The 22,518-nt window shown below is 59.9% G+C and carries 18 protein-coding genes; 13 read left to right on the top strand and 5 right to left on the bottom strand.

Annotated elements, in window-relative coordinates; genetic code table 11:
* Positions 1-5: 5 nt before the first annotated feature.
* Positions 6-2,018, bottom strand: coding sequence for a sensor histidine kinase (locus tag ACO1VH_RS11555; protein ID WP_486244616.1), 2,013 nt, complete (start codon positions 2,016-2,018; stop codon positions 6-8).
* 231 nt (positions 2,019-2,249) lie between these two features.
* Here ACO1VH_RS11555 and ACO1VH_RS11550 point away from each other — a divergent pair, with 231 nt between their 5' ends.
* The 6 genes from ACO1VH_RS11550 (at position 2,250) to xerD (ending at position 8,404) form a co-directional block, all read left to right on the top strand.
* The gene (locus tag ACO1VH_RS11550; RefSeq protein WP_486244615.1) at positions 2,250-3,242 is read left to right on the top strand and encodes a DctP family TRAP transporter solute-binding subunit; all 993 of its coding nucleotides are present in this window, start codon (positions 2,250-2,252) and stop codon (positions 3,240-3,242) included.
* A gap of 299 nt (positions 3,243-3,541) precedes the next feature.
* Positions 3,542-4,516 carry a tripartite tricarboxylate transporter substrate binding protein BugD gene (locus tag ACO1VH_RS11545; RefSeq protein WP_486244614.1) on the top strand — a complete coding sequence of 325 codons (975 nt, stop codon included), beginning with the start codon at positions 3,542-3,544 and terminating at the stop codon, positions 4,514-4,516.
* 189 nt (positions 4,517-4,705) lie between these two features.
* Positions 4,706-5,170 carry a tripartite tricarboxylate transporter TctB family protein gene (locus ACO1VH_RS11540; RefSeq protein WP_486244613.1) on the top strand — a complete coding sequence of 155 codons (465 nt, stop codon included), beginning with the start codon at positions 4,706-4,708 and terminating at the stop codon, positions 5,168-5,170.
* Between the two features lie 38 nt (positions 5,171-5,208).
* Entirely contained in the window at positions 5,209-6,711 is a 1,503-nt protein-coding gene (locus ACO1VH_RS11535; protein ID WP_486244612.1) for a tripartite tricarboxylate transporter permease, read from the top strand.
* A gap of 242 nt (positions 6,712-6,953) precedes the next feature.
* On the top strand, positions 6,954-7,454 hold the full coding sequence (locus tag ACO1VH_RS11530) for a methylated-DNA--[protein]-cysteine S-methyltransferase (protein WP_486244611.1): 501 nt from the start codon (positions 6,954-6,956) through the stop codon (positions 7,452-7,454).
* Positions 7,451-8,404: a site-specific tyrosine recombinase XerD gene (gene xerD, locus ACO1VH_RS11525; protein ID WP_486244610.1), complete on the top strand. Its 954-nt coding sequence runs from the start codon at positions 7,451-7,453 to the stop codon at positions 8,402-8,404. Before ACO1VH_RS11530 ends, xerD begins: the two co-directional genes overlap by 4 nt.
* Positions 8,405-8,741: 337 nt before the next feature.
* Here the strand turns inward: xerD and ACO1VH_RS11520 are convergent, their stop codons facing one another.
* The gene (locus ACO1VH_RS11520) at positions 8,742-9,380 is read right to left on the bottom strand and encodes a hypothetical protein (RefSeq protein ID WP_486244609.1); all 639 of its coding nucleotides are present in this window, start codon (positions 9,378-9,380) and stop codon (positions 8,742-8,744) included.
* Positions 9,381-10,188: 808 nt separating this feature from the next.
* On the opposite strand from ACO1VH_RS11520, the gene ACO1VH_RS11515 reads away from it, so the two are divergent.
* A complete protein-coding gene (locus tag ACO1VH_RS11515; RefSeq protein WP_486244608.1) occupies positions 10,189-10,680 on the top strand; it encodes an aminoacyl-tRNA deacylase in 492 nt (163 codons plus the stop codon).
* Positions 10,681-10,773: 93 nt separating this feature from the next.
* Positions 10,774-11,391, top strand: a complete 618-nt coding sequence (plsY, locus tag ACO1VH_RS11510) for a glycerol-3-phosphate 1-O-acyltransferase PlsY (protein ID WP_486244607.1) — start codon at positions 10,774-10,776, stop codon at positions 11,389-11,391.
* Positions 11,392-11,547: 156 nt separating this feature from the next.
* Here plsY and tsaD read toward each other — a convergent pair whose 3' ends face one another.
* Positions 11,548-12,576 (bottom strand): tRNA (adenosine(37)-N6)-threonylcarbamoyltransferase complex transferase subunit TsaD, encoded by a 1,029-nt coding sequence (gene tsaD, locus ACO1VH_RS11505; protein WP_486244606.1) that lies wholly within the window; start codon positions 12,574-12,576, stop codon positions 11,548-11,550.
* A gap of 234 nt (positions 12,577-12,810) precedes the next feature.
* Between tsaD and ACO1VH_RS11500 the strand changes: the two genes are divergently transcribed.
* The 4 genes from ACO1VH_RS11500 to ACO1VH_RS11485 all read left to right on the top strand — a co-directional run bounded on the left by ACO1VH_RS11500 (position 12,811) and on the right by ACO1VH_RS11485 (position 16,677).
* Positions 12,811-13,371 (top strand): ANTAR domain-containing response regulator, encoded by a 561-nt coding sequence (locus tag ACO1VH_RS11500; protein WP_486244656.1) that lies wholly within the window; start codon positions 12,811-12,813, stop codon positions 13,369-13,371.
* 292 nt (positions 13,372-13,663) lie between these two features.
* Positions 13,664-14,908, top strand: coding sequence for a CmpA/NrtA family ABC transporter substrate-binding protein (locus tag ACO1VH_RS11495; RefSeq protein ID WP_486244605.1), 1,245 nt, complete (start codon positions 13,664-13,666; stop codon positions 14,906-14,908).
* 9 nt (positions 14,909-14,917) lie between these two features.
* Positions 14,918-15,844, top strand: coding sequence for a nitrate ABC transporter permease (ntrB, locus tag ACO1VH_RS11490; protein ID WP_486244604.1), 927 nt, complete (start codon positions 14,918-14,920; stop codon positions 15,842-15,844).
* A gap of 23 nt (positions 15,845-15,867) precedes the next feature.
* Positions 15,868-16,677, top strand: a complete 810-nt coding sequence (locus ACO1VH_RS11485) for an ABC transporter ATP-binding protein (protein ID WP_486244603.1) — start codon at positions 15,868-15,870, stop codon at positions 16,675-16,677.
* 45 nt (positions 16,678-16,722) lie between these two features.
* Here the strand turns inward: ACO1VH_RS11485 and ACO1VH_RS11480 are convergent, their stop codons facing one another.
* Entirely contained in the window at positions 16,723-18,450 is a 1,728-nt protein-coding gene (locus ACO1VH_RS11480; protein WP_486244602.1) for a bifunctional protein-serine/threonine kinase/phosphatase, read from the bottom strand.
* A gap of 28 nt (positions 18,451-18,478) precedes the next feature.
* Positions 18,479-19,693 carry a nitrate/nitrite transporter gene (locus tag ACO1VH_RS11475; protein ID WP_486244601.1) on the bottom strand — a complete coding sequence of 405 codons (1,215 nt, stop codon included), beginning with the start codon at positions 19,691-19,693 and terminating at the stop codon, positions 18,479-18,481.
* A gap of 364 nt (positions 19,694-20,057) precedes the next feature.
* On the opposite strand from ACO1VH_RS11475, the gene nirB reads away from it, so the two are divergent.
* Positions 20,058-22,496 (top strand): nitrite reductase large subunit NirB, encoded by a 2,439-nt coding sequence (gene nirB, locus ACO1VH_RS11470; protein ID WP_486244600.1) that lies wholly within the window; start codon positions 20,058-20,060, stop codon positions 22,494-22,496.
* Positions 22,497-22,518 lie beyond the last annotated feature (22 nt).

The raw sequence follows: 22,518 nt of genomic DNA, 5'->3' as shown, positions 1-22,518 counted from the left end.
ATGCCTTATTTTGCAACGTCGCCGGAGGCAGTCGGCAGTGAAAAACGAAAGATCGTGCCGCCGCCCGGGTTATCGGCGTGCGTCAGCGTGCCACCATGGAATTCGATTGCCGTGCGGCAGATGGACAGGCCCATGCCCATGCCGTCCGCCTTGGTGGAGAAGAACGGTGAATACAGCCGTTCGGCTACTTCCTGCGGAATGCCGTGGCCGTGGTCGCTGATGGCGACGCCGACGTACGGCGGCACGCCCTGATCGACGGTGGCGACGATGCGCAGGACGCGTTTGTCCAGCGGCGTGTCCTGCATCGATTCGATCGCGTTGCGTGTCAGGTTCAACAGTACCTGCTCCAGCAGCACGCGATCGGCCAGCACCGGCGGCAGGTCGGCCGGGATGTTGGTGCGGATGGCGACGAAATACTTCTGCGCCTGCAATTCGACTAGCGGCATCACGCTGCCGACCAGTTCGGTGATCGTGATCGCAGTGCGCATCGGTTCGCGCTTCTTCACGAAGGTATGCACGCTGCGGATGATCTGGCCGGCGCGCTGCGCCTGCGCATTGGCGTTCAGCAGTGCGTGTTCCAGCATGCCGACATCGGGCATGTGCTCGACGGCGCGGTCGCGCTCGATCATGTTCAGCGCGCCGGTGGTATAGCTGGAAATCGCCGCCAGCGGCTGGTTCAGCTCGTGCGCCAGCGTGGAGGCGATTTCGCCCATCGTCGCCAGCCGCGCGCTGGCCTGCAGTTTTTCTTCCTGTTGGCGGTTGAGGTTTTCGATGCGCTTGCGATCCGAAATATCGAGGATGGAACCCATCCAGCCGGTCTGCCGGCCAGTGTCGTCGACCAGTGGCGATTCGAAGATCAGCACCGGGATGCGGCTGCCGTCGGCGTGCATGAAGATGGTCTCGAAGCCTTGCTGCGACGCGGTGCCGGCGGTCACCTGAGAGAAATGCTGGTGATATTCGGCAACCGCTTCCGGTGCCCAGTACGACATCGGCGGCAGGCGGCCGACGATGCTGTCGGCCGGCATGCCGACCATTTCGCAGAAGGCCGGGTTGACGTAAGTGACGCGACCGTCGAGATCGCGTGCGCGCAGGCCGGTGATCAGCGAGTTTTCCATCGCGGAACGGAAGGCGATCTGTTCGCGCAGCGCCGTTTCGGCGGCGAGGCGGCGGTTGATGTCGCGCCACAACGCGATCAGGCTCCAAATCAGGCCGAGCGACAGCAGGATGACGATGTCCACCAGCAGGCTGGGCAGCAGCTTGGGCGCGCTCTTGATGCTGTTGGTCGTCAGCTGCAGCGATACGCCGGCTAGGTTCAATGTGCGGCGATGCGTGTAGAAGCCGCGTCCGGCGCCGCCGGAGGCGCGCTTGTGGATGATGTTGCCGTTGGTATCGGTCAGCGCGATCTCGTTGTCCTGCGCGAACCACCACGGCACGATGTCGTCCAGGATGCTGGAGGCCAGATAGCTGACGATCAGGCTGCCGATGTATTTGTTATGCACGAACAGCGGCACGTGGTAATCGAGCATCACAGGGCCTGTGATGTCTGGCGCCGGTTGGCTGTACAACGGCGTGCGGGTGACGCGCGCGCGCTCGTCGGCCAGTTTGGAGGGCGGCGACAGCTCTGCGTATGAGATCAGCGTCTCGTCGGTCGAAGCCAATAACCTGCCTTGGGCATCGAGCTGGATGATGCGATGGATTTCATGATTGTTGCGTATCAGGTTTTCCATCCGCTCCTGCAGACGCGCGCCGCGCAGGTAGCCGGCGGCGACTTCGGCGCCCATCAGCTTCAGGCTTTCCTCGTTGCGCTGCAGCTGGAAGCGGATCGTCTGCTCGACCCACAGCGAATCGGCGATCAGCTGTTCCTGGCGTTCGGCGGTTTCCTGCTGTTTTTCATGCAGCGGCAGCCAGATCAGCGTGGTGACGAACAGCAGCGAGATGAACAGCGGCAGCAGCCATCGCCAGGCCAATTTGCGGCTGGAAGAAGCGATACCGGCAGGACGAGGTTGATTTGCTATCATAAACGGTCAATGCGCCCGGAGCATACGAGGAGACGACGTCATGCGGATCGGGCGGTAATGCGCGGATGATATCGCGCGAAGACTGCAATACGCCGAAAATACATTGAAAATACCGACGGTTCACGGGGGCGGGTGTGCGGTTATCCACACTTGCCGGCAAGCGGGCGACTGCGCATAGTATCAATAAAAATCACAATGAGAGATTCTCCCGTTGGTGCAATGAAAACAGCAATGAAACTGCCCGCGCTGCTGCTCGGGTTGGCCCTGTCGTTTGCCGCGGCAACTGCCTTTGCGCAATCGACGATCGTCATCGGGTTCAGCCATACGGACCGGATCGAATCCGCCAAGGGGCGTGCCGCGCAGCGCTTCAAGGAACTGGCCGAGCAGGCCAGCCGCCACCGGCTGCGCGTGGACGTTTATCCGAACGGCCATCTGTACAAGGAATCCGACGAGCTGGAGGCGCTGCAGCTCGGCGCAGTGCAGATGATCGCGCCGCCCATCGTCAAGCTGACGCAATCCGGCGTGCGCGAATTCGAAGTCTTCGATCTGCCCTATCTGTTTACCGACGATGCATCTGTTGCGCGCGTCACCGAAGGACCGGTCGGCCGCAATCTGCTGAACAAGCTGGAAAGCAAGAGCATGGTCGGTCTGGCTTACTGGAACAGCGGGTTCAAGGTGATGTCGGCCAACAAGCCGCTGAAGATGCCGGAAGACTTTAAGGGCTTGCGCATGCGCATCCATTCGTCGCCGACGCTGGACGCACAGATGGAAGCGCTGGGCGCGGTGCCACGCCTGCTGGATGCCGGCGAAGTCTATCTGGCGCTGCAGGCCGGACTGATCGACGGCACCGAAAGCACACCGTCCTCCTTCGTCGAGCGCAAGCTCTACGAAGTGCAGAGCAACCTGACGCTGTCCAATCACGGTTACATGGGAAGCGCCGTTGTCATCAACAAGAAATTCTGGGACGGCCTGCCTGCCGATCTGCGCGGCATCGTCAGCAACGCCATGCGGGAAGCGACGGTGTACGCTAATCAATTGGCCGCGCAGGAGAATGCCGCTGCCATTGCGTGGTTGAAGAAAAACAAGAAAACGCGCATTCGCGTGCTGAACGACAAGGAAACTGCAGCCTGGCACAAGGCACTGCAGCCGGTACGTGCCGATCTGGCAAACCGTATCGGCCGTTCGACGGTGATGAGCGTCATGTCGGAAGCAGGCAAGCGGTAAGAGCGAGCAGAGCGACCGCAGGCGGCGCAGATCACGCCGCAGATCCCCATCACGGCATTTTCGCCACAATTCTTTTGCAAAACAGGAAACATCCGGCTATCGCAAGGTCATTGTTGCGGTATGCCGGGGAAATGGTTTAGGCTAGCCACGCAAGTTTGGTGAAAGGTTTGCTGCCTACAATGCGGTACCCTGCGGAACGAAAACGATATCCGCGCTGCATCGTCGATGCGTAAGCGGAAGCGGCAAGTTGAGAGCGGTTCGTTTCATCCAACAATAACCATTAGAGTGGAGACACCCCCATGAAAAAAACTTTCCTCAAGACCGTGGCTTGCTTGGCTCTGTGCGCCAGCGCATTCGCCCATGCAGAAAACTATCCGACCAAGACCATCACGATGATCGTGCCGTTCTCCGCTGGCGGTCCGACCGATACGGTCGCGCGCCTGGTTGCGCAATCGATGAGCACCACGTTGAAGCAGACCGTCATCGTCGAGAACGTCGGCGGTGCCGGCGGCACCATCGGTGCGGCACGCGTGGCCAAGGCTGCCCCGGACGGCTACACGATCTTCCTGCATCACATCGGCATGTCGACGGCACCGACTCTGTACCGCAAGCTGAGCTACAACGCGATCAACGATTTCGAGCCGATCGGCCTGGTGACCGACGTGCCGATGACCTTCATCGCACGCAGCAACTTCCCGGCCAAGGACTTCAAGGAACTGCTGGCATACGTCAAGGCCAACAAGGACAAGGTCACCTACGCCAATGCCGGCGTCGGCTCCGCTTCGCACCTGTGCGGCATGCTGTTCATGACGGCAATCGATACCGAACTGACGACCGTGCCGTATAAGGGCACCGGCCCGGCAATGAACGATCTGCTCGGCGGCCAGGTTGATTTCATGTGCGACCAAACCACGAACACCACCAGCCAGATCAAGAGCGGCAAGGTCAAGGCTTATGCCGTGACGACGAAGAAGCGCGTACCGTCGCTGCCGGAACTGCCGACGATGAGCGAAGCCGGCCTGCCAGGTTTCGAGATCGCCGTCTGGCATGGGCTGTATGCACCGAAAGGCACGCCGAAGCAGGCAATCGATTCGCTTGCAACGGCACTGCAAACTGCGTTGAAGGATGCGACGGTCAAGCAACGTTTTGCCGATCTGGGCACCGAGCCGGTCGCACAAGATCAGGCAACGCCTGAAGCACTGCGTGCACACCTGAAATCCGAAATCGCAAAATGGGCGCCGATCATCAAGAAGGCAGGCGTCTACGCCGACTGAGGATTCACCGGGTTCGCCAACAATGCCGAGCTGCAGATATGCAGGCTCGGCATTTTAGTAATCTGGCATTATCTGCATCATCGATTCGATCCGGCTACCTGGCATGCATGATTCGCGCAGGCCGGATGTCACGGGCAATAAACTGGTAATAAACGGGTATCAAAACGGGCATCAAGAGGGAGAAGCGACTTGCCATCATTCATTCGACATCCGAAGGATTTCTGGACCGGCATCATCTTCATGATCGTCGGTCTGGCGGCGATCATCATCGGCCGCGACTATCCGATGGGCACGGCAGGCCGAATGGGCCCGGCCTATTTCCCCACGGTTCTCGGCGGCTTGCTGGCCTTGATCGGCCTGGCTGCCATCGTGCGATCGTTCTTCCGCGAAGCGGACGAGCCGATCGGCAAATTCGCCATCAAGGAAACGATCCTGATCCTGACCGGCGTCATCCTGTTCGCCTTCCTGATCCGCGGCGCAGGCATGGTGGTCTCGGTCATTGCGATCGTGCTGGTCAGCGCGCTGGCGAGCGCCAAATTCAACTGGAAAGGCGGGATCGCACTGGCTGTGGGACTGGCCATCTTCTCGATCCTGGTTTTCGTCAAGCTGCTCGGCTTGCCGATTCCCATCTTCGGCCCGTGGTTCGGCGGCTGATCGAACGAACCGACAGATCATAAGGAAGAGGCAAGAACATGGAATTATTCTCTAACCTGGCATTAGGGTTCGACACGGCCTTCACGGTGACGAACATGATGTACTGCCTGATCGGTGTCTTTCTCGGCACGGCAGTCGGCGTCCTTCCGGGACTCGGCCCGACCGCGACGATCGCGATGCTGCTGCCGGCGACGTTTACGCTGCCGCCGATTTCGGCGCTGATCATGCTGGCCGGTATTTACTACGGTGCGCAATACGGTGGATCGACGACGGCGATCCTCGTCAACCTTCCCGGCGAATCGTCTTCCGTGGTGACGGCGATCGACGGTTACCAGATGGCGCGCCAGGGGCACGCGGGCAAGGCGCTGGCGACTGCCGCCATTGCCTCGTTTTGCGCAGGCACGGTCGCGACGATCCTGCTTGCACTGTTTGCGCCGCCGCTGGCCGATATGGCGTTGAAGTTCGGCCCCGCCGAATATTTCTCGCTGATGGTGCTGGGTCTGGTCGCCTCCGTCGTGCTGGCCAGCGGTTCGCTGCTGAATGCCATTGGCATGGTGCTGCTGGGCCTGCTGCTCGGCCTGATCGGTTCCGACGTCAACTCCGGCGCGCAACGTTATACCTTCGACATCCCTGAACTGGCCGACGGCATCAACTTCGTCATCGTTGCGATGGGCATGTTCGGTATCGGTGAAATCATCCGCAACCTGGAGCATGAAGAAACGCGCTCGCTGGTGATGAAGAAAGTGTCGGGCCTGATGCTCAACAAGGAAGATTTCAAACGCGTCGCCGCACCGATCTTCCGCGGCACCTGGCTGGGTGCCGCACTCGGCATCCTGCCGGGCGGCGGCGCGATGCTGGCGTCGTTCTCCGCCTATTCGATCGAGAAGAAAGTCTCGAAAAATTCAAAGGAGTTTGGCAAGGGCGCAATCGAAGGCGTGGCTGCGCCGGAAGCGGCGAACAACGCCGGCGCACAGACTTCGTTCATCCCGATGCTGACGCTCGGCATCCCGTCGAACCCTGTGATGGCGCTGATGATCGGCGCGATGATCATCCAGGGCATCCAGCCGGGACCCGCCGTGATGACGGAACAACCGACGCTGTTCTGGGGCTTGATCGCATCGATGTGGATCGGCAATTTCTTCCTCGTCGTGCTGAATTTGCCGATGATCGGACTGTGGGTGCGCATGATCATGGTGCCGTATCACTACCTTTTCCCGGCCATCCTGATGTTCTGCGCGATCGGGGTGTTCAGTTTGAACAACAGCGATTTTGACGTTTATTTAATGGCTTTATTCGGCTTGTTCGGTTATATTTGCGCAAAACTTGATGCCGAGCCCGCACCGATGCTGCTGGGTTTCATCATCGGGCCCATGATGGAAGAGTACCTGCGTCGAGCACTTCTGCTGTCGCACAGCGATCCGCTGGTATTCGTTCAGCGTCCAATCAGCGCGGTCATGCTAGGAATGGCCGTTCTCGCACTTGCCGTGGTTCTGCTGCCGGCGTTGCGCAAAAAACGAGAGGAAGCATTCAAAGAAGAATAAAGGCCGGTGCGTCATCCGATGTTGAGACGGATGTCAGTACCAAAGGGCCGAGGAGACATGTGTTCCACAGAAGCCAACGGAGCGATCCGATAAACGGCCGGGAATGCAAGGAATTTGGGGGTGCATCGCAAGATGCGCCCTTTTTATTTTTGCGCTTTGGAAACCGATGTGTCTGCGGCGGTTTCTCGTCATCCAGCGTTTTGCCTTATCCTGTACGTTACGTCATCCATTTCTGATTCGTTATGCGCAACGCCGGCATCGATCATCTGTTCTCTGCCATCGTCGAAACTTCGTTCGGCGCAGTCGGTATCCGTACCGAAGACAAGCGCGTGCGCGAACTGGTTTATTTGCCCGCGACCTTCAACGAGAAAGCGCCGAACGATGCCATCGCCGAACGCACGGTGCAACAGATCGAACGTTATCTCGACGATCCCGATTACCGCTTCGATCTGCCGCTAGCGACGGTCGGTACTGCCTTCCAGCAAAAGGTGTGGCAAGCGATATCAAGCATCCCGCGCGGCAGCGTGCTGACCTACGGCGACATCGCTCGCCACATCCGCACCGCACCGCGCGCAGTCGGGCAGGCGTGCGGCGCGAACTGGTTTCCCATCGTGATTCCCTGTCATCGCGTGACGGCGGCCGGCGGGCTGGGTGGATTCGGCAATACTGATGACGAAGCCGGATTCCATCTCGGCGTCAAACGCTGGCTGCTCGCGCACGAAAAGGTCGAAGGCTACCGATGAGCAGGGCGGCAGCGGCAAAAGCGGCGTTGCCGGAGACGGTGGCAGTAGCGACGGTGCCTGCATCCAGCCAAGCGGAGATCGACGAATTCTGCGACACGCTGTGGCTGGAAGACGGCTTGTCGAAGAACACGCTGGACGCGTATCGACGCGATCTGAAACTGTTCGCCGACTGGCTGCAGGCCGAACGCGACAAGACCCTGCTGGCCGTACTGCCGGACGACCTGAACGCCTACTTCTTCGCCAAGCATGCGATGACGAAGGCGACGACATCGAATCGTCGCCTCTCCGTCTTGAAGCGCTTCTATCAACTCGCGCTGCGTCAGAACCGCATCGCCGTCGATCCCTGCCTGAAACTGCACTCGGCCAAGCAGCCGCCGCGCATTCCGAAGACGCTCTCCGAAGCACAGGTTGAAGCTCTGCTTGGTGCCCCCGATCTTGGCACACCGCTCGGCCTGCGCGACCGCACGATGCTCGAACTGATGTACGCCAGCGGCCTGCGCGTGTCAGAACTTGTGCTGCTGAAATCGGTAGAAGTCGGCATGAACGAAGGCGTGCTGCGCATCACCGGCAAGGGCAGCAAGACGCGGCTGGTGCCGTTCGGCGAGGAAGCGCGCGCGTGGATCGAACGCTATCTGAAAGAGGCGCGCCCTGCGATCCTGAACGGACAGATAGCCGACGCGCTGTTCGTCACCGCACGAGGCGGCCCGATGACGCGGCAGATGTTTTGGACGCTGATCAAGAAATACGCAGTGACGGGCGGCATTCATGCACCGCTGTCGCCGCATACCTTGCGGCATGCGTTTGCGACACACCTACTGAATCACGGCGCCGATCTGCGCGTCGTGCAGTTACTGCTGGGGCATGCGGATATTTCGACGACGCAGATTTATACGCATGTGGCGCGGGAGAGGTTGAAGCAGCTGCATAAACTGCATCATCCGCGTGGGTGATTGAGAGAGTTTGCTTATCCGACTAACGTTGAGATAGGTCTGGTTGACTGATGCTAGGAGTAGAGAACAGTGAGAGCAATTAGTCCTCCTGTCAATAAAACAAGAACGACTATTTCGCCAATGCGCTGAGCGTGTTTTGGTTCTAGGCGAAAAGTACGGCCGATGATGGCTCCTGCTAGATAGGCGGTTGTTTCTCCAATTGCATAAATAATTGCATCGAGCATATGCAAACCTCCAACGTTTGAGCTCAGCGACGCCCGGTGCGGGCAGCTAGCAAAGAGGCTAAGTGATTCTTGATGGAGCCGACCCACGAAGTGGGTTCGGCTTGAATGAATTGTTAGGTGCCATCATCGGAACTCTGGATGCCGGAACCTTGAAGAAGTCTGCTCGCATCCTTCGGAGGCAATGATCTGGCGAGATCCTCGATCCGGATGCGAAAAAGCCTACTGAACTCGCCCGAGGCCCAATGATAAGCGACTGTGTGACAGTGCATATCCTCATCAGTGACTTGAATGTCGTAGTAGGTCCTGGGGTGAGTTAGACGATTCCGTGCCTCCTTGGCACGAAGGAAATCCGCAAAGTCTTCTCCGCCTGTGGTGAGCCGGTAGCCATCAAGGCCCCAAACTTTAGCGGCTAAGCGAAATGTCCTCTTGATGTTGGCATCAAGTGGCAATTGCTTATCTGTCTTTCTATCACCTATGACGTGGAGAGAGCCAAGAGTTTCTTTCTCTTTTTCGGTCAGATCCGGCGTGAACAGCCTCGTTCTAATGTTTGAGCGGACTTCTACTTTGATTGTCTCTACGCACGCTTCAATGAAAGAGAAGATCGCCCGGACTACGCATCGCCTCAAGTACTGAGACTCGCGATCGGTATCGAGTGTCTCATATGCCTGTCCGACATCAGACTGCAATTGCTCAAGCAGTTCATGGGTCCGGATGAAACCCTCGCTTTTATCAATTCTCGGGTAGCTTGGCATGGTGGCTAACGTTTAAATTCAGCGGCCGCCGAAGGCGGTCCGCTGGAATGATTGGTTAGGTCTTGTGATGGCCAGATGCTAATGATGCCCAGCACGAGGCCGACAATACCGAGAGCCAAACCGATGCCACTCAGCCATGCAGCAAGACGCACAACGATTTGAGGATGACCGGTGCACGCCCTGAACTTGCCCCACCAGGAATTGCACTCAGAAACCTCCAAAGGGACGTCGGACTGAGTTTGAATCCCACCAAGACCAGCTCGGTACCAAGCCCCAATCACCAATGTTTCGGTAGGCGTAGATATCGTGAAGCGCGGCGATTGGTTGTACTGTTTAAGAAAATTGTCATCGATTTGTAGCGCCTCACAGTACACGCTCCGCCCATTCTGCGAATTCTTGATCTTTATGACACAGCGGGTGGGTAACGAGCTCCGTTGCAGCCACACCCAACCTTGATGTGCGTCGTTCTCTAGGGCTGCAAACAGTCGCATAAAGGTCTAACTATATTTAGATATCAATTCTGCAAAAAACAAATGCGGCCTATTTTTTGCTGAAATATGGAACTCTGCATGCTGTCGTAGTTCTTGGTATATCGACCGACTGAGGCCGCCTAAACATTCATGTATGAGAAATATTTCTCGCTGGCATTGTAGGATGAAGATTTCCAGATCTGATCCCATAAATATAGTATGTAGCGAAAATTAACAATCCTGCATGGCATGTCTGTTCGGAGAATGGGGAAGGAAGGTGCTAAGCGCGTCTTGCGGCATAATGTCCCCCTTTTTTAGCTCCTAGAATTACCCGCACCATGGCCAAAAAGGACCACGTCTCCGAAACGCCCGCCACGCAATGGCTGCGCAAGCACGGCGTCACATTCAGCGAGCACCCTTACGATTACGAAGAGCACGGCGGCACATCGGTGTCGTCGCGTGAACTCGGCGTAGACGAACACGCCGTCGTGAAGACGTTGATTATGCAGGACGAGAAGGCGCAGCCGCTGGTGGTGCTGATGCATGGCGATTGCAAGGTATCGACGAAGAATCTGGCGCGACAGATCGGCTGCAAGTCGGTCGAACCGTGCAAGCCGGAAGTGGCGAACCGGCATTCCGGTTTCCTGATCGGCGGCACGTCGCCGTTCGGCACGCGTAAGGCGATGCCGGTGTATGTGGAAGAGAGCATCCTGTCGCTGGAGCGCATCTACATCAATGGCGGCCGGCGCGGCTTTCTGGTTGGCATCGCGCCTGCTGCGTTGTCGGGCGAACTGGGTGCGAAGCCGGTGCAGTGCGCATTGCCGGAATAGTCTGCGAAAATAATTAACAGAATAATGAGGTGCGGTGCTTTATAGTGAGCGCCGCTCCGGCCGCGATGGCGGCCATCAGTTGAGAAGATAACTATGAATACTGTGTTGTTTGCAGCGTTGTTTGTTGCTGCGGCGTATCTGATCGGTTCGATCTCGTTCGCGGTCATCGTCAGCAAGGTGCTGGGTTTGGCCGATCCGCGCAGCTATGGCTCGAAGAATCCAGGTGCGACGAATGTGTTGCGCAGCGGCAGCAAGAAGGCGGCGATCCTGACGCTGCTGGGCGATTGCCTGAAGGGCGTGGTGGCGGTGCTTCTGGCGAAATACCTGGGGCCGCAATACGGCGTGGCCGAAAACGGCATTGCGTTGGTGGCACTGGCGGTGTTCGTTGGCCATCTGTGGCCGGTGTTCTTCCGCTTCAAGGGCGGCAAGGGTGTGGCGACGGCGCTCGGTGTGCTGCTGGCGATCAACGGCTGGCTCGGTCTGGCGACGCTGGCGACCTGGCTGATCATCGCATATGCGTTCCGCTATTCCTCGCTGGCGGCGTTGGTGGCGGCAGTGTTTGCGCCATTCTTCTATTGCCTGATGTTCGGCACCGACGGCATGTTGCTGGCGATCGTGGCGATGAGTGCGCTGCTGATCTTCCGTCACGCAAAGAATATCGGCAATCTGCTGGCGGGCAAGGAAAGTCGCCTTGGCAGCAAGAAAAAATAAACGAAGTAATGAAGCAAACAAAAAATCCGGCACGAAGCCGGATTTTTTATTGGGTGATTGCTGCGATCGATACTTCTTGCATCAACGCCGCTGTTTCAAAGTGGCAGTCTAGATGCGCCGTGATTCCGCGTGGCACACCGGTTTGAAACTGCACATTCAAATCTCGCGAATGCTGTCGAGCGGCCAGCGCGGTTTGACGTTGAATGCGTAATCCTTCTTCGCCGCATTCGGATTGATCTTCAGACGCATCGCACCGGCGAAGGCGATCATCGCGCCGTTGTCGGTGCAGAATTCCAGCTCTGGGTAGTAGACGCGGAATTTCCGCTTGGCGGCAGCCGCGTTCAGCGATTCGCGCAGCTGCTGGTTGGCGCCGACGCCGCCGGCGATCACCAGTTTCTTCAATCCCGTTTGCTTCAGCGCGTTGACGCACTTCGCCGTCAGCACGTCGACGATCGCATCGACGAAGGCGCGCGCGATGTTGGCCTTGTCCTGTTCGCAGATGTTGGCCGGATGATTCTTCACCAATGTCAGCACGGCTGTTTTCAGGCCGGAAAAGCTGAAATCCAGATTCCCTGAATGCAGCATCGGCCGCGGCAGCTTGTAGGCGGATGGATCGCCGAATTCCGCCATGCGCGAAATCGCCGGGCCGCCCGGATAACCGAGGCCGAGCAGCTTGGCGGATTTGTCGAAGGCTTCGCCGGCGGCATCATCCAGCGTTTCGCCCAGCAGTTCGTACTGGCCGACGCCATCGACGCGCATCAGTTGCGTATGGCCACCGGAGACCAGCAGCGCGATGAACGGAAATTCCGGCGGATCGCTGGCCAGCAGCGGCGACAGCAGATGGCCTTCCAGGTGGTGCACGCCGAGCACGGGCTTGTCGAGCGCGAGGCCGAGGCCGCAGGCAACCGATGCGCCGACCAGCAGTGCGCCGGCCAAGCCGGGGCCTTGCGTGTAGGCGATCGCGTCGATGTCGCCGCGTGCGATGCCGCTGTCGGCCAGCACTTTTTCCAGCAGCGGAATGGCGCGGCGAATGTGGTCGCGCGACGCCAGCTCCGGCACCACGCCGCCGTATTCTTCGTGCATGCGTACCTGCGAATGCAGCGCGTGCGCGCGCAGACCGTGTTGCGTGTCGTACAACGCGAGTCCTGTTTCGTCGCAGGAAGATTCGATACCGAGAACGAGCATGGAGAAAGCCGGGCGGGAAGGTTGGTGCGAAGTTGGCGTGGTTCTTGCGTGGATTGTAGCGTATTCCCCGTTTTTCATCGCCGCGCCATACGGCCGAACACTGCCATGACTCGTCCTGACCACATCGATTCTTCGCTCGCCGGAAGCAGGCAATCATTGCCGGATGCGCGCTCCGACAGGCGTTCGCTGCGCATCGTCATCGTCAATACGCTGGCCGACAGCGAAGCGGACGACATGGCGCTGGAGCGCGACGGCCGTGCACGCGCATTGCGCATCGGCCTGCTGGAAGCCGGCTACAACATCGTCGCGGTGTTCCCGGCCGACATGCATCTGCCGGACCGCATCGCGCAGCTGCAGCCGGACATGGTCATCATCGACGCCGAATCCGATGCGCGCGATGTGCTGGAGCATGTCGTGATGGCGACGCACGAGGCGCCGCGCCCCATCGTGTTGTTTACCGAGGATCAGGATCGCTCCAGCATGGAAGCGGCGATGGCGGCGGGTGTGTCGGCCTATATTGTCGCCGGCTTGTCTTCCGAACGCGTCAAGCCGGTGCTGGACGTGGCGCTGGCACGTTTCAACGCGGACCAGAAGCTGCGCAATGAACTGTCGGATACCAAGCTGAAGCTGGCCGAGCGCAAGACGGTCGAGCGTGCGAAGGGATTGCTGATGGAGCGGCATGGCATCAGCGAAGACGAGGCGTACGGCAAGTTGCGGCGGATGGCGATGGACAAGAACTTGCGCCTGTCGGAACTGGCGCAGCGCCTTATCGATGCGGCGGATCTGCTTGGCTAGATCAATGTAAATACCGTGCATCGTTTGGTGGCGTCGATATGCCGCCTGCACGAAAAAGACGCATCAAACGTGCATGAATGGTGCCCGTTGCAGGGAAAACTGCTGGCACGTTCATTGCTGTATGGGGAATGCACCAATGACGGTGTACTGAATATATAACGGGGAAGCAGCCAACGGCGGCGGCTTCCTTCCGGACAAAGGCGTCCGCATCGCATGCGCAATTCGCGCGTGGCGATGCGGACGCTTTTTTATTGCGATTTCATTTATCCGCCAACGCGCATCGGGAGAAAACATGACGACGAAAGACGACAGCATCAATACGACACGACGCACCATCATCAAGGCGGCGGCAGCGGCGACCGCATTCGGCGGACTGGCGACCAGAGGCGTGTGGGCGGCCGGTTCGGACAAGCCGGAGAAGACGGAAGTGAAGGTTGGCTTCATTCCGCTGACCGACTGCGCGTCCGTCGTGATGGCATCGGTGATGGGTTTCGACAAGAAGTACGGCATCAAGATCACGCCAAGCAAGGAGTCGTCGTGGGCTGGCGTGCGCGACAAGCTTATCAACGGCGAACTGGATGCGGCGCATGTGCTGTACGGCCTCGTCTACGGCGTGCATGCCGGCATCGGCGGCGCGAAGAAGGACATGGCGGTATTGATGAGCCTGAACAACAACGGCCAGGCGATTTCGCTATCGAAGGCGCTGGCCGATGGTGGTGCGGTAGACGGCGCTTCGCTGGCGAAGTACATGCAGGCCAACAAGCGCGAATACACGTTTGCGCAAACCTTCCCAACCGGCACGCACGCGATGTGGCTGTATTACTGGCTAGCGAGCTACGGCATCAATCCGATGAAGGATGCGAAGGTCATCACGGTGCCGCCGCCGCAGATGGTGGCGAACATGCGCATTGGAAACATGGACGGCTTCTGCGTGGGCGAACCGTGGAACCATCGTGCGATCGTTGATGGCATTGGCATCACGGCGGCGACGTCGCAGGAAATCTGGAAGGATCACCCGGAGAAGGTACTGGGCACCACGTCCGACTGGGTCGCGAAACATCCGAACACGGCACGAGCGATGTCGGCTGCGGTGCTGGAGGCGGGCCGCTGGATCGATGCGTCGCTGTCGAACAAGAACAAGATGGCCGAGACGATCGCTGCCAAGTCCTACGTCAACACCTCGGTAGACGTGATCAATCAGCGCATCCTGGGCCGTTACACGAACGGCCTGGGCAAGACCTGGGACGATCCGAACTACATGAAGTTCTTCAACGATGGTGCGGTCAATTTCCCGTATCTGTCGGACGGCATGTGGTTCCTGACGCAGCACAAGCGCTGGGGATTGGTGAAGGACGATCCGGATTACCTGGGCATCGCCAAGTCGGTCAACCGCATCGACATGTACAAGGAAGCGGCGGCGATGGCCAAGGTCAGCGTGCCGAAGGACGTGATGCGCACGTCCAAGCTGATCGACGGCACCGTCTGGGACGGCAAGAATCCGAAGGCTTACGCAGCATCGTTCAAGATCCGCGCATAGGAGAGCGTCATGAGTGCAATCATGCAAACCATCAACGAGCCGGCCGCGAGCACCAAGGCCGATACGGCTGTGGCAGCAGCCGCAACCACGGCAGCCGTGCCGGTTGTCACGATGCCGGCACCGGCAAGGAAGGAAGCGACGAAGGCCAGCCGCGTTTCGCTGCGCGGCTTCCTGCCGGCAATCGTGCCGCCGCTGTTCGGCGTGCTGTTCCTTTGCATCGTATGGGAAATCATCTCGTACAAGAACAACGGCATCCCGTCGCCGACGGTGACGCTGAAGGCGGCTGCCGAGCTGTTCGCCGATCCGTTCTACAGCAACGGGCCGAACGATCAGGGTATCGGATGGAATGTGCTGGCGTCGCTGCAGCGCGTGGCCGTCGGCTTCGGTACGGCGGCGCTGGTCGGCATTCCGCTTGGTTTCATGATCGGGCGCTTCCGATTTCTATCCGGCATGTTCAATCCGATCATCAGCCTGCTGAAGCCGGTGTCGCCGCTGGCCTGGCTGCCGATCGGCCTGCTGGTGTTCAAGGCCGCCGATCCGGCGGCGATCTGGGCGATCTTCATCTGCTCGATCTGGCCGATGATCATCAACACCGCGATCGGCGTGCAACGCGTGCCGCAGGATTACATGAACGTCGCGCGTGTGCTGAACCTGTCGGAGTGGAAAGTCATCACGAAAATTCTGTTCCCGTCCGTGCTGCCTTACATGCTGACCGGCGTGCGCCTCGCGATCGGCACTGCGTGGCTGGTGATCGTCGCGGCGGAAATGCTGACCGGCGGCGTCGGCATCGGCTTCTGGGTGTGGGATGAGTGGAACAACCTGAATGTCGCGCACATCATTATTGCCATCGTCATCATCGGTGTGGTCGGCCTGGCGCTCGAACAACTGCTGGTGGGGCTGGCGAAAGCCTTCACTTATGAAGATGTGAAGAACTGATCGTTACGGAAAAGGAAAAAATCATGGAAACGCTCAACGGCAAGTTCATCGAAATCCAGCAGGCGGAAATGACCTTTCATACGAAAAAAGGCGTCTTCAACGCGCTGCGCGACATCAACCTGACAGTCGGCAAGGGCGAATTCATTTCGCTGATCGGCCACTCCGGCTGCGGCAAGTCGACGCTGCTGAACCTGATTGCGGGACTGACGCAGGCGACAAGCGGCGCGCTGCTGTGCGCCAATCGCGAGATTGCGGGGCCGTCGCCGGAACGCGCGGTCGTGTTCCAGAACCATTCACTGCTGCCGTGGCTGACCTGCTATGAAAATGTCTATCTCGCCGTCGAACGCGTATTCGGCGCGACCGAAAACAAGGCGAAGCTGAAGGAGCGCACGAAGGCGGCATTGGCGCTGGTGGGTTTGTCGCATGCCGATCAGAAGCGGCCGAACGAAATCTCCGGCGGCATGAAGCAGCGCGTCGGCATCGCGCGTGCGCTGTCGATGGAACCGAAAGTATTGCTGATGGATGAACCGTTCGGCGCGCTCGATGCATTGACGCGCGCGCACCTGCAGGACGAACTGCTGAAGATTGTTGCCGCCACCGGTTCGACCACGATCATGGTCACGCACGATGTCGACGAGGCGGTGCTGCTGTCGGATCGCATCGTGATGCTGACCAACGGGCCGTCGGCGACGATAGGCGAAATTTTGGAAGTCGACCTGCCGCGACCGCGCGAGCGTGTTGCGCTGGCGCAGAACGCGCAATATTCGGCCTGTCGCACGGCGGTGCTGGAATTTCTGTATCACCGTCAGGCGCATCCGGCGAAGGCGGCGTGAGCGGCGTTCGGACGTGGCAAACGGATTGGTCGAGGCCGTCGCAGTCTATCGGACGACCAGCAAATACAGCAGCAGGAGATTGACGACGACCGAGATCAACGCGACCGCGCGCCACAGCGACAGCGGATCGCGCTCGACCAACGGCTTGGCTGCTGGCGCGGCGAGCGGACGCGTGGCGCCGCGTTCGAGCACGAGCAGGAATTCTTCGGCCGTCTCGAAACGGTCGGCCGGATCGCGCGCGACGGCTTTTAGTAGCACGTTCTCCAGCCAGTGCGGCAGGTCGGGACGGTAGCGGCCGGGCGCGACCGGTTCGCCGAAGCGCGGCGTCTGGAACGGTTCGATCTCGCCGTATGGATAGCGGCGCGTCAGCAATTGATACAGCGTGACGCCGACTGCGTACAGATCGGTCTGGCGCGATGGCGGCGCGCCGGTGAACTGCTCTGGTGCAAGGAAGGAGGGCGTGCCGGCCAGCGGCGCGCGCACGTCGCCGGCGGCGGCATGCACCTCATCCAGGCCGGATTGCGCGACGCCGAGATCGAGGATGCGCAGCTCGCCGTCGCTGCCGAGATGGATGTTGCCGGGCTTGATGTCGCGATGGACGATGCTGCGCCGGTGCAGTGCGCCGATTGCGCGCACCAGTTTCGTGCCGTATGCGATCACGTCGGGAATCGTGAAGTGTTCGCCGACATCCAGATGCTGCTGCAGCGTGCTGCCGTCGTGCCAGGTCGTCAGGTAGTACAGATAGTTCTTTTGTTCGGGCGTGATGACCTGTGGGAAGAAGCGCGCGACGACGCGCTTGGCCAGCCATTCCTCGTGCGCGAAGGCGGTGCGTTCGTGCTCGTCATCGGCGCGATCTGGGTGCAAGGTTTTCAGTACCAGCTTGCGCGGTGGGTTGCTGCCGTGCGGCAGTTCGGTCACGCGATACAGCAGCGTCGCGGCTGAGGCATGAATCTGTTCTTCAACTGTGTAGCCGTCTATCGTCTGGCCGGGTTTGAGTTTCGGCGGAACTGGCAGTTGCTGCGAGCCTGATAGAGCATCGCGCAGATCGGTTTCCGGCAAGGCATCGATACGGATCGCGAGTGCGCTGACGTTGTCGTGCGTGCCGGCGGCCAGTGCGGCATCGATCAACGCATTGGCCGTGCTGTCGGCATTGCGTGTGCCGGACGCAAGTTCGGCGAGTTGCGCGGCGAGCGCGGTTTCGTTGACGGTAGTCCAGACACCGTCGGTCGCCAGCAGGAAAACGTCGCCCTCGTGCAACTCTCCCATGCCGTGGTCGACTGCCAGTTGCGAATCGAGGCCGATCGCGCGCGTCAGCACATGCTGCATCTCGGGGCGATCCCAGACGTGATCGGTGGTCAGCCGCGTCAGTGCGCCGTCGCGCAGCAGATAGAGGCGCGAGTCGCCGGCATGCGCGAAGTAATAGAAGCGGCCGCGCAATACGATGGAAGTCAGCGTGGTCGCCATGCCGGCCAGTTCGGCGCGGATCGAGCCCTGATGCTGCACCCAGCTGTTGATCGCCTTCAGCACGCGGTCCAGCGCCTGCGTGATAGGCCAGGTGTCGGACGTCGCGTAATAGTCGGACAGCAGGCCGCGCACCGTGTATTCGGATGCTTCGCGGCCGCCATCGTTGCCGGAGACGCCGTCGGCGATGGCGGCGATCACGCCCTTGGACGACAGTTCGGGCTCGTCCGGCAAGGCCATGCCGACGAAGTCTTCGTTGACCGGTCTCTGGCCGGCGCGCGTGGCGTGGCCGGCGTTCAGTATCAGCGGCATGGTGAAAGAGGAAGAGAGCGCATGACGGTCAGATCTTCGCACTCGTCATCGCGGCGCTGCCCCAGGTGGTGCGCCAGCGGCTCTTCACGAAAGTCAGGCCGAGCAGCGCGACGATAGCCAGCGCGGCGAAGACGACCAATCCTCCCTGATAGCTGCCGGTCAGCTGTTTCGAATAGCCGAGGCTGGAAGCCAGATAGAAGCCGCCGATGCCGCCGGCCATGCCGACCAGGCCGGTCATCACGCCAATTTCCTTGCGGAAGCGTTGCGGCACCAGCTGGAACACCGCGCCGTTGCCGGTGCCCAGCGACAGCATCGCCAGCACGAACACCAATGCTGCCAATGCAGCCGACGGCAGGCCGATGCTGGCGATCAGCAAGAAGCCGGCTGCCAGCATGTACATGATCGACAGCGTCTTGATCCCGCCGATACGGTCAGCCAGGCGTCCGCCGAACGGACGCACCATCGAACCGGCGAACACGCAGGCGGCGGTGAAGTAGCCGGCTGTCACCGGCGACAGACCGTACTGGCCGTTGAAATAGATCGTCAACGACGACGCCAATCCGGAGAAGCCGCCGAAGGTGACGCTGTAGAAGAACATGAACCACCACGCATCGCGATCCTTCAGCACCTGCAAGTAGGAGATCAGCGATTTGGGCGGCGGCGCGGACGGCGCATCCTTGGCGAAGATCAGATAGACCGTCAGCGCAATGCCGAGCGGAATCAGGCACAGGCCGAACACGTCCTGCCAGCCGAACGCCAGCGCCAGCGACGGCGCGAATAGTGCAGCCAGCGCGGTACCCGAGTTGCCGGCACCGGCAATGCCCAGTGCCATGCCCTGGTGTTCCGGCGGATACCAGCGAGATGCCAGCGGCAGTGCGACGGAGAACGCCGCACCGGCGACGCCGAGGATGATGCCCAGCACCAGCACGGAGTGATAGTGATGCAGATCGCCCAGCCACGCCCACAACAGGCCAGCCATCACGATCAGCTGGCCGATCAGGCCAGCCTTCTTCGGTTGCAGGTGATCCACCAGGACGCCCATCACGATGCGCAGCAACGCGCCGGCCAGCAGCGGCGTGGCCACCATCAATCCTTTCTGCGCCGGCGTCAGGCCGATGTCGGCCGCGATCTGCACGGCCAGCGGACCGAGGATGACCCAGACCATGAAGCTGAGATCGAAATAGAAGAAGGCGGAAAGCAGCGTCGGCGTATGGCCGGCTTTCCAGAATGATGACTTTTGCATATGCGCTCGCGTGAGTGGAATGGATGACGGCGCTGAATATGCAATTGCTATGCCATTTATATGAAGCCGTTTTGGAAAGCGGTTTGGCGGATGCGGAAGAAAAATGGGCGGCGCGGTGCACCAAATTCTCTGTCGATGCACCTGTTGGGTGCGAGGCTGGTGCAGGGCGGGGTGCAAGCAGAGTGCAATCAGGTGCGGATTGTGCGGATCGGTAAACGTCTTGGTGCATCGCGATGCGAATGGTGCAAGGACGTATCGCAAACGGTGCGAATCAGTAAAAAACTGGACGAAATCGCACAGAAACAGAACTGGCATCTGTTTTGCTTATTTAGATTCGGGAACAACTCTTCTGTGAGATGCAGCAATGAAAAAAATGAAACTGGTCATGGTCGGCAACGGGATGGCGGGCGTACGCACGCTGGAAGAATTGCTGAAACTGGCGCCCGATCTGTATGAGATCACCGTGTTCGGCGCCGAGCCGTATGCCAACTACAACCGCATCCTGCTGTCGCCGGTGCTGGCCGGCGAGCAGACGATTCAGGACATCATGCTGAACGATGTCGACTGGTACAAGGAGAACGGCATCACGCTGCATCTCGGCAAGAAGATCGCAACGATCGATCGCGTCAAGCGCGTCGTGATCGCCGACGACGGCACGACGGCCGAATACGATCGCCTGCTGCTGGCGACCGGTTCCAATCCGTTCATGCTGCCGGTGCCGGGCAAGGATCTGCAGGGTGTGATCGGCTATCGCGACATCTACGACACCAACGCGATGATCGAAGCGGCCACCAAATACAAGCATGCAGTCGTCATCGGCGGCGGCTTGCTGGGACTGGAAGCGGCGAATGGCCTGAAGCTGCGCGGCATGGACGTCGCGGTTGTTCATCTGCCGGATACGCTGATGGAGCGCCAGCTCGATCCGACCGCCGGCAAGATGCTGCAAAAGTCGCTGGAAGATCGCGGCCTGGCTTTCCTGCTCGGCAAGAACACGCAGGAACTGATCAATGACGGTCATGGTCGGGTGAAAGCGGTGCGCTTCGCCGACGGCAGCGAGATCTCGGCCGACCTCGTCGTGATGGCGGTCGGCATCCGCCCGAATACCGCGCTGGCCGAGTCGGCCGGCATCCACTGCAACCGCGGCATCGTCGTCAACGACACGATGCAGACTTTCGATCCGCGCATCTATGCGGTCGGTGAATGCGTCAACCATCGCGGCACTGCCTACGGCCTGGTCGCGCCGCTGTTCGAGATGGCGAAGGTGTGTGCGAACCACCTCGCGAACTTCGGCATCGGCCGCTATCAGGGTTCGGTGACATCGACGAAACTGAAAGTCACCGGCATCGATCTGTTTTCGGCCGGCGATTTTCTCGGCGGCGAAGGTACGGAAGAAATCATGCTGTCCGATCCGATCGGCGGCGTCTACAAGAAGCTGGTACTGCGCGACAACAAGCTGGTCGGCGCCTGCCTGTATGGCGATACGGTGGACGGCAGCTGGTATTTCAACATGCTGCGCGAAGGCAAGGACATCGGCGAGATTCGCGATGCGCTGATGTTCGGCGAAGCGAACCTGAGCCGTCCCGGCGATACCGGCCATGAAGGTTTCAGCAAGGCGGCGGCGATGCCGGATACCGCCGAAGTCTGCGGCTGCAATGGTGTGTGCAAGGGCACCATCGTCAAGGCGATCAAGGAAAAGGGCCTGTTCACGATCGAGGACGTGCGCAAGCATACGAAGGCATCAGCCTCATGCGGCTCCTGCACCGGCCTGGTCGAGCAGATCATCATGGCGACCGCCGGCGGCGACTATTCGGCGTCCAGCAAGGTCAAGCCGATGTGCGGCTGCACCGATCACACGCATCAGGAAGTGCGCGACGCGATCAAGGCGAACAAGCTGCTGACGGTGACCGATACGATGAAATTCATGGAATGGCGCACGCCGAACGGTTGCTCCAGCTGCCGCCCGGCGATCAACTATTACCTGATCTCGACGTGGCCGAAGGATGCAGTCGACGATCCGCAATCGCGTTTCATCAACGAACGCGCGCACGCGAACATCCAGAAGGACGGCACGTTCTCGGTGATTCCGCGCATGTGGGGTGGCGAGACGAATTCGACCGAGCTGCGCCGCATCGCCGACGTCGTCGACAAATACAAGATTCCGACCGTGAAAGTGACCGGCGGCCAGCGCATCGACCTGCTGGGCGTGAAGAAGGAAGATCTGCGCGACGTCTGGCACGACCTCGGCATGCCGTCGGGCCTTGCCTATGCGAAGGGTTTGCGCACGGTGAAGACTTGCGTCGGTTCCGAATGGTGCCGCTTCGGCACGCAGGATTCGACGCGCATGGGCCAGGAGCTGGAACGCCAGCTGGCGCGCATGTATGCGCCGCACAAGGTCAAGCTGGCGGTATCCGGCTGCCCGCGCAACTGTGCCGAAGCCGGCATCAAGGACGTCGGCGTGATCGGCGTCGATTCCGGCTGGGAGCTGTACATCGCCGGCAACGGCGGCATCAAGACAGAAGTCGCGCAATTCTTCGTCAAGGTGAAGTCGCACGAGGAAGTGCTGGAATACGCCGGCGCCTTCCTGCAGCTGTATCGCGAGGAGGGCTGGTACCTGGAACGAACCGTGCATTACGTCGGACGCGTGGGCATGGATCATGTGAAGAAGAAAGTGCTGGACGACGAGGAAAACCGCAAGGCGCTGTACGAACGCCTGCTGTTCTCGCTCGACGGCGAAGCCGATCCGTGGCACGAGCCGGAGAAGGCGCACGTCGATACCCGTCAATTCACGCCGCTGTCGGTCTGATCGCGCACGCAAAAAAAGGAAT

This window comes from Oxalicibacterium sp. (assembly GCF_057353965.1).
This window is presented reverse-complemented; position numbering and strand designations above follow the sequence as displayed.

Coding starts and splice junctions, on each gene's coding strand:
- ACO1VH_RS11555 (WP_486244616.1), bottom strand. CDS start 2,018: ATGATAGCAAATCAACCTCGTCCTGCCGGTATCGCTTCTTCCAGCCGC.
- ACO1VH_RS11550 (WP_486244615.1), top strand. CDS start 2,250: ATGAAACTGCCCGCGCTGCTGCTCGGGTTGGCCCTGTCGTTTGCCGCG.
- ACO1VH_RS11545 (WP_486244614.1), top strand. CDS start 3,542: ATGAAAAAAACTTTCCTCAAGACCGTGGCTTGCTTGGCTCTGTGCGCC.
- ACO1VH_RS11535 (WP_486244612.1), top strand. CDS start 5,209: ATGGAATTATTCTCTAACCTGGCATTAGGGTTCGACACGGCCTTCACG.
- ACO1VH_RS11530 (WP_486244611.1), top strand. CDS start 6,954: ATGCGCAACGCCGGCATCGATCATCTGTTCTCTGCCATCGTCGAAACT.
- xerD (WP_486244610.1), top strand. CDS start 7,451: ATGAGCAGGGCGGCAGCGGCAAAAGCGGCGTTGCCGGAGACGGTGGCA.
- ACO1VH_RS11520 (WP_486244609.1), bottom strand. CDS start 9,380: ATGCCAAGCTACCCGAGAATTGATAAAAGCGAGGGTTTCATCCGGACC.
- ACO1VH_RS11515 (WP_486244608.1), top strand. CDS start 10,189: ATGGCCAAAAAGGACCACGTCTCCGAAACGCCCGCCACGCAATGGCTG.
- plsY (WP_486244607.1), top strand. CDS start 10,774: ATGAATACTGTGTTGTTTGCAGCGTTGTTTGTTGCTGCGGCGTATCTG.
- tsaD (WP_486244606.1), bottom strand. CDS start 12,576: ATGCTCGTTCTCGGTATCGAATCTTCCTGCGACGAAACAGGACTCGCG.
- ACO1VH_RS11500 (WP_486244656.1), top strand. CDS start 12,811: ATGGCGCTGGAGCGCGACGGCCGTGCACGCGCATTGCGCATCGGCCTG.
- ACO1VH_RS11495 (WP_486244605.1), top strand. CDS start 13,664: ATGACGACGAAAGACGACAGCATCAATACGACACGACGCACCATCATC.
- ntrB (WP_486244604.1), top strand. CDS start 14,918: ATGAGTGCAATCATGCAAACCATCAACGAGCCGGCCGCGAGCACCAAG.
- ACO1VH_RS11485 (WP_486244603.1), top strand. CDS start 15,868: ATGGAAACGCTCAACGGCAAGTTCATCGAAATCCAGCAGGCGGAAATG.
- ACO1VH_RS11480 (WP_486244602.1), bottom strand. CDS start 18,450: ATGCCGCTGATACTGAACGCCGGCCACGCCACGCGCGCCGGCCAGAGA.
- ACO1VH_RS11475 (WP_486244601.1), bottom strand. CDS start 19,693: ATGCAAAAGTCATCATTCTGGAAAGCCGGCCATACGCCGACGCTGCTT.
- nirB (WP_486244600.1), top strand. CDS start 20,058: ATGAAAAAAATGAAACTGGTCATGGTCGGCAACGGGATGGCGGGCGTA.